This is a genomic window from Paracoccus rhizosphaerae, from assembly GCF_026162645.1.
Taxonomy (GTDB): Bacteria; Pseudomonadota; Alphaproteobacteria; order Rhodobacterales; family Rhodobacteraceae; genus Paracoccus; species Paracoccus rhizosphaerae.
This window is the reverse complement of sequence record NZ_JAOTBE010000035.1, coordinates 24,940-37,604: the sequence shown is the minus strand read 5'-3', so window position 1 is coordinate 37,604 and position 12,665 is coordinate 24,940. Positions and strand designations below refer to the sequence as shown.

The 12,665-nt window shown below is 67.2% G+C and carries 11 protein-coding genes and 1 pseudogene; 1 reads left to right on the top strand and 11 read right to left on the bottom strand.

Translation table 11 applies throughout. From position 1 onward, the window contains the following. The 10 genes and pseudogenes from OC184_RS12705 to OC184_RS12660 form a co-directional block, all read right to left on the bottom strand. Positions 1 to 349, bottom strand: a pseudogene (locus tag OC184_RS12705) (transposase); the annotation flags it as partial. A gap of 391 nt (positions 350 to 740) precedes the next feature. Then, on the bottom strand, positions 741 to 1,832 hold the full coding sequence (locus OC184_RS12700) for a protein-glutamate methylesterase/protein-glutamine glutaminase (RefSeq protein WP_265507554.1): 1,092 nt from the start codon (positions 1,830 to 1,832) through the stop codon (positions 741 to 743). Then, a complete protein-coding gene (locus OC184_RS12695; protein ID WP_265507553.1) occupies positions 1,829 to 2,671 on the bottom strand; it encodes a CheR family methyltransferase in 843 nt (280 codons plus the stop codon). Before OC184_RS12695 ends, OC184_RS12700 begins: the two co-directional genes overlap by 4 nt. 62 nt (positions 2,672 to 2,733) lie before the next feature. Next, entirely contained in the window at positions 2,734 to 3,237 is a 504-nt protein-coding gene (locus tag OC184_RS12690; RefSeq protein WP_265507552.1) for a chemotaxis protein CheW, read from the bottom strand. A gap of 3 nt (positions 3,238 to 3,240) precedes the next feature. Then, entirely contained in the window at positions 3,241 to 5,409 is a 2,169-nt protein-coding gene (locus tag OC184_RS12685; protein ID WP_265507551.1) for a HAMP domain-containing methyl-accepting chemotaxis protein, read from the bottom strand. Positions 5,410 to 5,482: 73 nt separating this feature from the next. Continuing rightward, positions 5,483 to 7,081, bottom strand: a complete 1,599-nt coding sequence (locus OC184_RS12680; RefSeq protein ID WP_265507550.1) for a hypothetical protein — start codon at positions 7,079 to 7,081, stop codon at positions 5,483 to 5,485. A gap of 53 nt (positions 7,082 to 7,134) precedes the next feature. Further along, entirely contained in the window at positions 7,135 to 7,614 is a 480-nt protein-coding gene (locus tag OC184_RS12675; protein WP_265507549.1) for a chemotaxis protein CheW, read from the bottom strand. A 2-nt stretch (positions 7,615 to 7,616) separates the two neighbouring features. Then, the gene (locus OC184_RS12670; protein ID WP_265507548.1) at positions 7,617 to 9,551 is read right to left on the bottom strand and encodes a chemotaxis protein CheA; all 1,935 of its coding nucleotides are present in this window, start codon (positions 9,549 to 9,551) and stop codon (positions 7,617 to 7,619) included. A 3-nt stretch (positions 9,552 to 9,554) separates the two neighbouring features. Continuing rightward, on the bottom strand, positions 9,555 to 9,920 hold the full coding sequence (locus OC184_RS12665; protein ID WP_265507547.1) for a response regulator: 366 nt from the start codon (positions 9,918 to 9,920) through the stop codon (positions 9,555 to 9,557). After that, positions 9,917 to 10,207 (bottom strand): hypothetical protein, encoded by a 291-nt coding sequence (locus tag OC184_RS12660; RefSeq protein WP_265507546.1) that lies wholly within the window; start codon positions 10,205 to 10,207, stop codon positions 9,917 to 9,919. The genes OC184_RS12665 and OC184_RS12660 overlap by 4 nt, the downstream gene beginning before the upstream one ends. A gap of 305 nt (positions 10,208 to 10,512) precedes the next feature. Here OC184_RS12660 and OC184_RS12655 point away from each other — a divergent pair, with 305 nt between their 5' ends. Beyond that, positions 10,513 to 11,310, top strand: a complete 798-nt coding sequence (locus tag OC184_RS12655; RefSeq protein ID WP_265507545.1) for a WecB/TagA/CpsF family glycosyltransferase — start codon at positions 10,513 to 10,515, stop codon at positions 11,308 to 11,310. Between the two features lie 25 nt (positions 11,311 to 11,335). Here the strand turns inward: OC184_RS12655 and OC184_RS12650 are convergent, their stop codons facing one another. Continuing rightward, on the bottom strand, positions 11,336 to 12,664 hold the full coding sequence (locus tag OC184_RS12650; RefSeq protein ID WP_265507544.1) for an oligosaccharide flippase family protein: 1,329 nt from the start codon (positions 12,662 to 12,664) through the stop codon (positions 11,336 to 11,338). Position 12,665: the final 1 nt, after the last annotated feature.

The window sequence follows — 12,665 nt, the reverse complement described above, 5'->3', positions numbered from 1 at the left end:
CAATGAACCGCCGCTGCCACGGTAAGGCAGTTGCACCGCCAAGGTCTTCTGGCGTCGGCAGAGTGTCGAGAAATCGGGGACCGGCCAGCCGAGCCCCGCAAGCCGCAGCAGGCTAGCCACGGAAGCCCGTCGTCTGCCGCAGCGGTAGACCGAACAGGACCTTCACCGTCAAACACGCCTGGATCGCGGCGTCGCTATAGACCGGCTGCCCGCCGCGCTTGCCCGAGAGCGCCGCATGCCACGGCGTCAACGGGTCGAACCAGACGGTCAGCGAGCCGCGCTCACACAGCGCAGCGTTGTAGGCAGACCAGTTCAGGGTGCGGTAGCGAGTAAGCGCGGGCTTGGACATGCCGTTCAGCTATGTCGCTGGACGTGCAATGTGTATCCCAAAAAGGCTTTATGCAACAACGCCTCTCAGACCCATTCCCGCCGCGCATTATGCAAAGCTATTTGTCGCGGGAAGCTTGTGCACCGGATGCTACGACGGTCTGGATGCCGGTTGGCTATCACCTCAATGACCTTGGTCGCCTGTACTCATCCGGCAGACAGCTTCCTTTGCGATCTAGATTTTTGCTGCTGGCGCCGAGGCGGCGGTCGGGCCGAAGGTCGGTCTTAGGCGCATCAGCAGGTTCCGCCGACATATAGCGCTGCTGCCAGACGGGAAGGCGACGCGGCGATTTGATATGTCCGTAACTCGCCCAAGCGGGCATTGACTCCTGATGTCAGGGGGGCCTGTCCGATTAGGTTTTCTTTGTGATATCCGCGCCGGAGGCAGCTAGTCGCTGGATCAGGGGGCCGATGTCGGAGAGGTGGACCTCTCTCTCGACGGCGCCAGTCTTGAGGGCTTCGGCAGGCATGCCGTAGACGACGCAGCTGGCCTCGTTCTGCCCGATCGTGCGGGCGCCGGCGTCGCGCATCTCCTTCAGGCCGCGGGCGCCGTCGTCGCCCATGCCAGTCATGATGACGCCCAAGGCATTGGCGCCGGCGGCCTGGGCGGTCGATCTGAAGAGGACGTCGACCGACGGGCGGTGCCGGTTGACCAGCGGCCCGTCCCTGACCTCGACGCGATAGTTGGCGCCGCTGCGCGTCAGCATCATGTGGCGTCCGCCCGGCGCGATCAGCGCCTGCCCCGGCAGGACGCTGTCGCCCGACTGCGCCTCCCTCACCGATATCTGGCATAGCTCGTCCAGGCGCTTCGCAAAGCCGCGGGTGAAGGCTTCGGGCATGTGCTGGACGATCACGATCGGCGGCGCATCGTGGCGCAGCAACTGCAGGACCGTGCGAAGCGCCTCGGTCCCGCCGGTCGAGGCGCCGATCGCCACGACCTTGTGCGTGGTCTGTGCCATGGCAGTGCGCGCGGCGGGGGCCAGCACGGCATCCGCCGTGAGCTTGGCGGGCGGTGTCGCAGGTCCGCGGCGCAGCCGGGCGTGGGCCGCGGCCAGAACGGCATCCTGGATGCGGATGGTAGATTCCTCGAGGAACCTGCGCGTCGAGAGGTTCGGCTTCTGGATCAGGTCGACCGCCCCGGCCTCCAGCGCCGCAAGGTGGGTCCTGCTGCCCTCGCCCACCAGGGTCGAGCAGATCACCACCGGCACGGGTTTCTGCGCCATCAGCCGTCGCAGGAAGGTAACGCCGTCCATGCGCGGCATCTCGACATCCAGGACGATCACGTCAGGCCATTCCTTGCGCAGGCGCTCGGCGGCCTGAAAGGGATCGTTGGCGGTTCCTATCACCTCCAGCTGCGGATGCGCAGACAGGATCTCGCTGATCGTCTGGCGGACGACCGCGCTGTCGTCGACGATCAGGACGCGCTTCTTCGGATGGGGGTTCATGCGGCAACCTTGCGATAGATCGAGGGGTGGACGAGTTCCAGCCCGTCGCGCCGGGCATGCGAGGCTTCGGTATGGCCGGTCATCAGGAAGCCGCCCGGACGGAGGCGGCGGCAGACGTTGTCCACAACGCGTGCCCTGATCTCGCCATCGAAATAGATCAGGACGTTGCGCAGGAAGATCACGTCGGCGGCGATGCCGTCCAGCCCCTCGCCGGTTGCCAGGTTCGCGGTCCGCCAGCTGGCCTGGTCGCGCAGCTGTGGCACGATGCGATAGATGCCTTCGATCTTTCGCGATGACAGAAGGAAGCGCGGCCGCAGGGCCTGCGGGATGCCCTCGGTCTCGGCCCTGTTATAGACCGCAGTCATCGCGCGGCGGACGACCGGCCGGGAAATATCGGTGCCGATCAGGCTGGGAACGATGCCCTGCATCCCGGCGTCGCGGGCCTGCTGGGCGGTAATCAGCGCGGAATATCCCTCCTGCCCGGTCGAGCAGGCCGCGCTCCAGATGACCAGGCCACGCCCGCGCAGCCGGCCGGCCTCGTGCAGTTCGGGGAGGCCCCGCGTCAGAAGCCAGTCGTATTGTGGCTTTTCGCGAAAGAAGCTGGTCGTGTGCGTGGTCAGCGCCTCGCCGAAGGCGATGCGCTCTTGCGCGTCCACCTTCAAAAGGCGGCAATAGTCGTCATAGCTGGTGGCGCCGGTCGCCGCCAGGCGGCGGTTCAGGCGGCCGGTCAGAAAATCTGTCCTGCTCTCGCTCAGCGTGATGCCGGTCACTTCGCGGGCGAGGGCCGCGATCTTCCGGGCTTCGGCAGGGTGCAGCGGCGGAGGGGTGGCCGGGGTCATGGCGGCGTCAGGGTCCTGAGGGGGGGGCGTCGGTCCTGCCGGCGGGACCGGCAGGGCGGTAATCAAAAGCGGAAGGCGGGGTCGGTCAGCCCCGGCGCGGCCGCGAAGATGCGGTCCAGGCGGATCAGCACGACAAGGTCGGACCCGCGGCGCGACAGCCCCTTCAGGCTGCTGCTGTCCCAATGGCCGGCGCCGATCCCGGGGCAGGGCTCGATCTCGTCCCCGGGGATCTGGTCGACGTTGCGCACCCGGTCGGCCAGGATGCCGAAGGGGCTGTGCGATGCATCGGCGAAGTCGATCACCACGATTCGGGCATCGGGGCTGTCGTCGATGGCCGGGATGCCAAGCCGCGCCTTCAGGTCGACCACCGGGACGCTGGCGCCCCGCACGTCGACCACGCCCAGCACGTCATGGGGCGCGTTGGGCAGGCGGGTGATCCGCTGCATGTCCAGGATTTCGCGGACATGGCGGACCTCGACGCCCAGGATCTGCTCGCTCAGGTCGAAGGTCAGATAGGTGGAGGACGCATCCTCCTCCACCACGGTTTCGGTCTCGCCCTCGAACATGGCTCAGCCCGCGTAGCGCTGGAAGTCGGCGTCGGACACGTCCTCGGCCAGGTCCAGGTCGAACGCCTCGACCGCCTTGGCGATCCGCTCGGCCTTGGCCGGCTTGCCGCTGGCCACGACCTTGGGGCGGACCGGCGCGACCGGCTTCGAGCCGGTCCCGTCCAGCTGGAAGTAAGAGATCACGCCGGTCAGCTGCTGGGACTGGGCGGCCAGTTCCTGGCTGGTGGCGGCGGACTGTTCGGCCGCATTGGCGTTCTGCTGGATGACCTTGTCCAGTTCGCGGATCGCCTGGTTGATCTGTTCGGCGCCGGTGTTCTGTTCGCGGGTCGAGGCCGAGATCTCCTGCACCAGGTCGGCGGTGCGCTGGATGTTGGGGACCAGCGTCTCCAGCATCCGGCCCGCCTCGCCTGACACCTCGACGGTCTGGGCCGACAGCTGGCTGATCTCTCCGGCGGCCTGCTGGCTGCGTTCGGCCAGCTTGCGCACCTCGGAGGCGACGACGGCGAAGCCCTTGCCGTGGGTGCCGGCGCGGGCGGCCTCGACCGCAGCGTTCAGCGCCAGCAGGTCGGTCTGGCGGGCGATCTCCTGGATGATGTTGATCTTCTCGGCAATGGTCTTCATCGCGCGCACGGCATTGGCGACGGCCTCGCCCGAGCGCTTGGCATCGTCAGCCGACTGGTTGGCGATGCGCTCGGTCTGGGCGGCGTTGTCGGCGTTCTGGCGGATGTTGGCGGTCATCTCCTCGATCGAGGCGCTGGCCTCCTGCGCGGCGGCCGCCTGCTGGTTCGACCCCGCCGACAGCTGCTCGGCCGTGGCCGACATGTTCGAGGCGCCCTCGGCGACATAGGTCGCGCTGACATGGGCGTTGGCGATCACCTCGCGCAGCTTCAGCGTCATGTCGCGCAGCGCGATCCCCAGCCGGTCCTGATCGGAGCGCGGCGTCACGTCGGCACGCAGATCGCCCCGCGTGATGCTTTCGGCCGAGACGCTCATCGCCCTGAGATCGGCCACCATGCCGTCCATCTCGTTCAGCAGGGCCCCGATCTCATCGCGGCTCCGGCTCCCGGCATCCACGTCGAGATTGCCCCGGGCAACCTCCTTGGCCACCGAAACCGCACGGCCAAGACCACGGCTGATCGTCAGGGACAGCCAGAAGGCAGCAGCGATGGCAATGGCGGCGGCGGCGATGCCGAGCGAAAGCAGCATGGTGCGCGAGGCCCGGTAGGTTGCCTGCGCCCGCGCCCGGACCTCGCCCAGAACCTCGCGAGAGCGTTCGGCGATCGCTTCGCTGGCAGCGAAGCTCTCCTTGAAGACAGGTTCCAGCCGGTTGTTCAGGATATCGTTCGCAATCGTGTTCGAATTCGCGACCGAAAGTTCTGCCACCTCCAACAGCGGCACCTGCCAGATGTCCCAAGCGTCGCGGATCTCCGCCATTGCGGCAACATCGGCACCCGAGGCGCTGCGTTCGGCCGCAGCAAGGTGCTCGGCCAGCGCGGATTCGAGCGCGGACATCTCTGCCCGCTTGGCGGCAAGGGCGTCAGCTTCCCTCGTCAGCAGCATGTCCCGCTCGGCGTTCATCAGGCCACGGACGTCGTCGGTCAGCGCATCGAGGCTCGCCTCGAGCGCGACGAGGCGCGCGTCCCGGACAGTAGCGGCTGCAATCCGACCGCGGACGTCGGCAATGAGCGTCTCGATCCGGTCATAGAGGACGGCGAATGCAGGCCGGCTTTGCGAGGTGTAGTGCTCCAGCGCCTGAACGTTCGTGTCGGCCATGCCCGGTTCCCGGATCTCGGATTCGATCGCCAGGAACTCTTTCCACTTCCCATCGAAGTCGGCCAGAAGCGCCCGCGTCTGGTCGGTCACAACGACCGCTTCGACATTGGCAAAGGATTGGGCGACAACGCCGAACTGCTGGTCGACCTGCCGGGCTGCCTCTGCCGCGGCGTCGCGGTCGTCCAGCGCCAGATAGCTTTTCACCAAGCTCATGGAGCGGGCAGCCGCCGTCTCCATCTGCAGGCTTTGGTCCAACTGCAGCACAGTCTCTTCGACCAGATTGTTCATTTGCGACTGCATCTCTGACGCCTTTTGAAGGGCGAGAAAGCTCGAGGCACCGATCAGCGTGATCAGCACCACGAAAACGCCGATCAGCTTGGCTTTGATTGTCATACGCATGGGCGTGGATTTCCTTCAGGTCCTTGATGGAGTGATGGCATTGGTTGCACCGGGCGGCGGTCGCCGCCCGGTCTCAGAAGAAGATGTCGTCGAGGGATTGCTGTGCCGCGGCCATCGGGGTCAGCGCGACCCCGGCGACCTCGGCATGGATTTCGCGTTCGCGATCCATCGTATAGAGGTCGGCGAAGGCTTCGAGTTCGGCCCGCTCGGCATCCGAGAGTGGGCGCTGCGCCGATTCGGCACGGGATGCGATCTGCCGCACCAGGTCAGGCAGATCGCGGAGAACCGTCAGGCCCTGCTCTACGCCGCGCTGCAGGTCGGCTGCCCCCGCTTGCGCGGCAACCTTCAGGTCCTCCAGCTGCGACAGAAGCGCAGTCGCGCGCGAAAGATCGGCCTTGGCGCGGGCCAGCTGAACGCCCAAGGCATCGGCCTGCCGTGCAAGCTGTGCGAAGTCGGCCCCGGCGGTCTGCTGACTGATCACGGCGAAGCTGTCGCGGCAGCTCGTGTTCAAGGTGCTGCAGGCATGCGCCCGTTCCTGCACCGTTGCGGACAGCACGGCCATCGCGGTCTTGCCGTTGCCGCTGCGCCTGGCCAGCAGGCCAGAGTTGATCGCGGCCAGCCGGACCTCCTGCGCGGTCGTGGCCAGTGTCGCAAGATCGCGCGCGGCACCCTCCATCGCGACCTCGATCGCCGTCACGGCGGTCACGGCGCTGCGCAGGGCCGGCGTGACCAGCAGGTCAAGCTGCCGGCCATCGTCCAGTTCACGATGCCAGTCGGCCAGCATTCCCGCCGCCTTGCCGCCAATATCCCCTGCCAGCGCCTGCGCCGCGGACCGGCCATCCGCTGCCAGCGACTGAAGGGCGGCCCTTGTCTCGGCGATCAGCGCATCGGCATCCGCGCGCAGGGCGCGAAGCTGCGCCGAGGCCAGCACCGCTGGCGCGGGCCGGTCGCCGGCCGCGTCGATGATCGCCTCGACATGCTGAAGGCGCTGCGCGAACGCGTCCGAGAACTGGATCCCGTTCATCAGCACACCGGTGTTGCTGCTGGTGCTGGCCGCCAGCCTGGCTGCCAGCACGCCCATGACCGACGACAGATCGCCGCCGCCCTCGGGGGCGGCATCCTGCTGCCTGTCCAGCGCGGCCCGCGCGCACCGACTGGCATCGCCCAGCAGAGACGACGCCTCGCGCGTGGCCGAATCGATGCGGCTCAGGCCCTCGTGGACGACCACCGTCGTGTCTTCGAGCCGCTGGATCATCTTCCGCAGGCTGCCGATATAGTCCTCGATCCCGTCGATATTGGCTGACCGCCCTGCGACGCGCGTCATCGAGGCGACGGCGCGCAGCTGGCGGCATTCGCTGCGCATCTCGCCCACTGCATCAAGCCCACGGGCCAGCGCCTTGGGAAGCCGGTCCGAGGCCAGCGCCGCGTGCGCCTGCCCCAGCCGTTCGACCAGCTCATGGCAGCTCCTCCGCAGGCTGCCGGCATCGGAACGTGCCTCGCCGACCTCCTGGACAAGCCCGCCAAGCCGTTCCGCGTCGGCGGCGATGTCGGTCAAGGCGCCATGGACCCCGCCCAGGACATCGGTGAGTTGCTCGAACCGCTGCTGGCTGTCGATGCGCAGGCCGTGCAGGCCCGGCGCAGGCGGTGCCGGCCGGATGATCTCTTGCTTCAATTTGCTGCCCTTTCTTGTGTCGGCCGCGTCGCGGTTCGTGACGTCCCCGGTGTTCAGCCGTCGGGCCGGAACAGGGTGTCGGTGTCGAGCAGGATGACCAGATCGTCAGTGTGGCGGACGACCCCTTTCACGTAGATCTCGGGCCAGCGGGCCCCGAGGCTGGGGACGGTCTCCAGCGCGGCTGTGTCGGCCTCGAACACCTCCTCGACCGCGTCGCAGAGGATGGCCAGCCGGGTGGGAACGCCCGATACTGGCAGTTCAAGAACGATCAACCGCGAGGCGGCATCGGCGGGCGCGGGCGGCATGTCCAGCCGCCGGCGGATGTCGATCAGCGGCACGATCGCGCCGCGCACGTTGACCAGCGCCGGGGCGAAGGTCGGTGCGTTGGGCACGACCGTCGGCGGGATCGGGTCCAGGATCTCGTGCACGCAGCTGACGGAGAGGGCAAAAGCTTCGCCCATCAGGCGGAAGATCAGGACCATCTCGCGGCGGCTTGCGGCGGCGGGCCTGGTTGCGATGGTATCGGATGTCATCTTCAGGCCGCCGTCCGTTGAGCGTGTCTTTGCGACAGGGCACGACGTGCCAGGCTCGCCACGTCGATGATCAGGGCGACCGATCCGTCACCCAAGATGGTCGCGCCGGCGAAGCCCTCGACGCCGCGGTGGTACTGACTGAGCGACTTGATGACGGTCTGGTTCTGGCCGAGGATGTCGTCCACAACCAACCCCAGCCGTTGGCCGTCCGCCTTTACGATCACCACGCGCCGCCGCGGCTCGGCCGATTGGGCCTGCGCGAAGACGGCATCCAGTTCCAGGAACGGCACCAAATGTTCGCGGATGCACAGCATCGTCCGCCCTGAATCGCGGGTCTGTTCGGCCGCGTCCACTTCGACGCATTCCTCGACCGAGGCCAGCGGGATGACGAAGACCGAGGAACCCAGCCTGACCAGAAGCCCGTCGACGATCGCCAGCGTCACCGGCAGGCGCAGCGTCACGCGGGTGCCGCGACCGCGCCGCGACTGCACGTCGACCGATCCGCGCAGCGCATCGACGGTCGAGCGGACGGCATCCATCCCCACGCCCCGGCCCGACACGCTGGAGAGCTGCTTGGCCGTCGAGAACCCCGGCGCGAAGATCAGCTGGAAAAGCTCTTCCTCCGCCGGCTGGGCTTCTGGCGACAGAAGCTTGCGTTCGACCGCCTTGGCCCGGATGGCCTCGGGATCCAGGCCCGCGCCGTCGTCGTCGATCGAGATCAGGATCTCGCCGCCCTCCTGCCGGGCCGACAGGCTGACCGTGCCCTGCGCGGGCTTGCCCGCGGCCAGCCGGGCCTGAGCACCTTCAATTCCATGGTCCATGCTGTTTCGGATCATGTGGACCAGCGGTTCTGACAGGCGGTCGATCACTGTCTTGTCGACCTCGGTCTCGCCCCCTTCGGTCACCAGGGCCACGTCCTTGCCCAGTTCGGCCGACAGGTCCCTGACGACCCGACGAAACTTGCCGAACACCATTTCGATGGGCAGCATCCTGATCGAGAGCGTCGAGTCGCGCAGGCCCGTGACGAGACGCTCGACCTCTTCGACCATGGTTTCCAGGTCGGGGTCGGAAGTGGCCGTGGCCAGCTGGCTCAGGCGGGCCTGCGCGATGACCAATTCGCCCAGCTGATCCATGATCTCGTCCAGCTTCGAGGCGGCGACCCGCACGTTCTCTCCGGCCGCCTCGGGCGGGCGGCGCGGCGCGGGCGCAGCCTTGGCCGCCGGCTGCGCCTGCTCGGTTACATCGGCGATGTTCAGTTCGGCATCGTCGGCGAAGATGAAGACGGCCTCGATCTCGCTCAGCGGCTGACGCGTCAGCAGCTCGACGATCCAGCAGAGGTGGCTGGTCGCGGGATCCAGGTCCGACAGCGCCGGAAGGTCGCCTGCGGTGAAGCTGATGGTGATCCGCCCCATCTCGGCCAATTCGGCGATCAGCAGGTCAGGGCGCATCCCGTTGCGCAGGGCGGACGCCTCGGGGCGGAAGCGGATGCGCCACCTGCGCTCTCTTGAGGCCTCGGCCGGCGGGTGGGGCGCGTCGGCGGCCGTGCTGCTGACGATGTCGGACAGGGACCGCAGCAGCCGCCCCGCCTCGGTCGAGGCTTCGAGCGCCTCGGCCTCGTCGCAGTCGCCGCCGCAGGAAAGCAACGCCGACATGTGGTCGCGCGCCTTCAGCGACAAGTCAATCAGCCGGTCGTCGATCGATAGCAGCCCGTCGCGGACCTTGTCGAAGGCATCCTCGAAATGGTGGGTGAAGCGAGCCAGGATGCCGAAGCCGAACATCGACCCCGATCCCTTGATGGTGTGCAGGGCGCGGAACACCGCGTCAATCTGTTCGGGTTGCGGCTGGCCTTCCAGGTCCAAAAGCATCGTCTCGAGGTTCTCGAGGATTTCTCTCGCCTCCTGGACGAAGGCGCCGAGGGCAGGATTGACGTCCTCCATCTCTCAGCCCGCCAGCTTCTTCGTCACGGAGACCAGCATCGCCGCGTCGAAGGGCTTGTTGATCCAGCCGGTGGCGCCGGCAGCCTTGCCTTCGGCCTTCAGCTCGGGCTTCGACTCGGTGGTCAGCATGACGATCGGAATGCCCGACCCCGCCGCGTCCTGGCGCGCATTCCGGATGAAGTCGAGCCCGTTCATGACCGGCATGTTGAGGTCGGTGATGACCAGTGCAGGGCGTTCGGCCCTCAGCCTCTCGAGCCCCTCGGCGCCGTCGGCGGCGCCGATCACGCGATAGCCGTGGGGCTGCAGGCTGAAGGCGACCATGTCACGGATGGCCTTGCTGTCGTCGATTGTCAGGACGGTGATGGTCATGAAACACTCCGGTCAAGTGGGTGCGGCAGGCCGCCTGGGGGGGACATCGCGAGGATGGCTGTCGCCGTCGGCGACAGTTCCGGCGCGGCGCCGCGGGCCGCGATCTCGCGCTCGGCCGCAAGAAGGATTTGGAGCGCAACCTGCCCCGGCAGTCCGGTCGAGGATGCGACCGGCGCGATGTCGAGCGACGTTCCCCCCTCGTCGATCCACTGGCGCAACCGTGCCACGGCGGCAGGCGCGTCCTGGATGGAAAGGCTTCCGTCGATCCGGAAGGTGTTGGTCTTCATGGCGGCATCTTCCGACGTTCTGGTTCCCGAACAGCCTTAGCCGCCGACGCTTAAGATGCGGTGAATCCACGTGAGGACGTCCTCCGGAGGGCCGACATCTTGCATGGCATCTTAGTGATCACGGCCGCTCCGGGGCGGACACCAGGGTTCATGGTGGCCGTGCCGGAACGACATATGGTGCAAGTTTCGCCGCGGGTAAGGCGATTCACGTCGCCATCTTCAAGCCGCTGCCCATTCCGTCCATTTGCGAAGGCTCGTCATGGCACTTGCGTCGACTCGGCGCTTCGCGGCAGAAGATCAATGACATGCGACGCGCAGCCAGAGCAGATGCGGGAGACGACCTGATGGAGTTCGACGTGGGTCCGGGCAGGATCGGCATCACCGTTCCCGACCGCGAGAGCCTTCTGGCCATCATCGGTGCGCGCCTTGAGGCGGGCGAGGGATTTGCCCTGGCGACGACAAATGTCGACCATCTGGAAAAGCTCCGCTCGGACGCGTGCTTCCGTGAGGCCTATGCCGCCCATGACCTTGTCGTGGCCGATGGCAATCCGATCGTCTGGCTGGCGCGGCTGGCGGGGAAGCCCGTGTCGTTGGTCACGGGGTCTGACTTGGTGCGGCCGCTGTGCCGGCTGGCCGCTTCATCTGGGCGCGCGGTCGCAATCATCGCGGGCACCCGCGAGACGGGTGAGGAGGCGGGCCGCCGCCTTAAGGCCGAGATCCCGGGTCTGCGCGTCGCGATGGTCGAGGCACCGGGGTTTCCATTCGACCCCGAGGGAGCCGAGGCCGACGCCCTGCTGGACCGGCTTGCGGGGTCCGGCGCGGGGCTTTGCCTTCTGGCGCTTGGTGCGCCGCGGCAGGAGATTTTGGCCGCCCGCGTCCGCCGGCGCTGCCCCAAGATGGGCGTGGCCTCGGTCGGGGCCGGCATCGACTTTATCGCCGGTCGCCAGCGTCGTGCGCCTCGGCTGATGCGGACGGCGCGCATCGAGTGGCTGTGGCGCGCGGCGCTCAGCCCCCGGCGGCTGGGTCCAAGATACCTGCAGGGCGCGATGATCCTGCCGGGCCACGCCTGGCGCGCCTTGTCTTCCAGGTCGAGAACTAGGTGAACCAGGCCCCGCGACGCCGGGGGGGCTAGAGTAACACCGCCGCCAGCGCGATCCCCGCAAGGCCGAAGCCTAGGTCGTGCCAGACGTCCCAGACGCCGTGGCGGCGGGCGAGGCGCACCAGCATCGGGAATGCCAGGATGGCCGCCAGCGCCTGTCCCGCAAGTGCGCCGGGAATCCCTGCCTGCCATGCCCCGATGGTGAACAGCGACAGGAACAGCACCGCCCTGACCAACGTCACCCAGAAGAACCCCCGGCTGTCGCCGGCCGCCAGTGCGGCCTGGTCGTAGGTCAGCCCGATCAGCGTCGGAATGCTGGCAAGCGCGATCAGCCGGACAAAGGTGCCGGCTTCGCGGTAGCGGTCGTCATACAGGAACTCGACCACGTCCTGGCCGAAGATGGCCAGCAGCGCCAGCAACAGCAGGAAGCTGCCGGTCAGGGCCGCGCGCATCAGCCGGACGCGGTTCTGCTGGGTGGAACCTTGGTCCTCGGCGGCAGAGCGGTAGATCGGGATCATGACCCGAGAAATCACCGCGATTCCCAGCATCAGCGGGAAACTGGCAAGGAAGAAGGCGATGTTGTAGATGCCAAGCTCGCTCAGCGTCAAAAGCCGCGCAAGAACCGCCTTGTCGCCCTGCGAGATCACGAAGCCTACCACTGTCGAAGGCAGGATCCACTTGCCGAAGCTGATCAGCTCGGCTGCGCAGTCGCGGTCCCACCGCAGCTTGTTCGCCGGTCCCGCCATCAGCATGTGCACCATCACGACCTTGATGATCGCGCCCATGATCAGACCGATGACCAGGGCCCAGGCCGATCCCAGGATGGCGGCCAGGACGACGGTCAGGAAGGTCGTGACGGCCGCCGTGGCCAGTTCGACCACCGTCAGGCGGCCCATGCGAAGATGCCGGTTTGCAGTTTCAACCTTCGTGGGCATGAAGCCGAAGATGACGGCGGTCAACCCCGAGATGGGCAGGAACCACACCAGTTCCGGGACGTCGTAGAACTGCGCGGCGGGCACTGCCAGGACACAGCAGCCCAGCCACAGCATCACGCCCCTGAACGCCTGCATGGTGAAGGCCGTGTCCAGGAAGGTGCGGTCGTCGCCGCGCTTGCTCTGCAGGATCGCGGGGGTGATGCCCACATCCGAGAAGTTGTTCAGGCCCTGGATCACGACCATGATCAGCGTCATCAGGCCGAAGACGTCGGGAAACAGCAGCCGTGTCAGGATGAGGTTCGACGCCAACCTGATCGCCTGAATCCCGCCGAAGCTGATGATGGTCAGGGCTGATCCGCGCATCGCCCGGTGGACCAGCCCCTCGCCGGTCAGCAAAAGCCCAATTCTTGCCCTGATCATCATC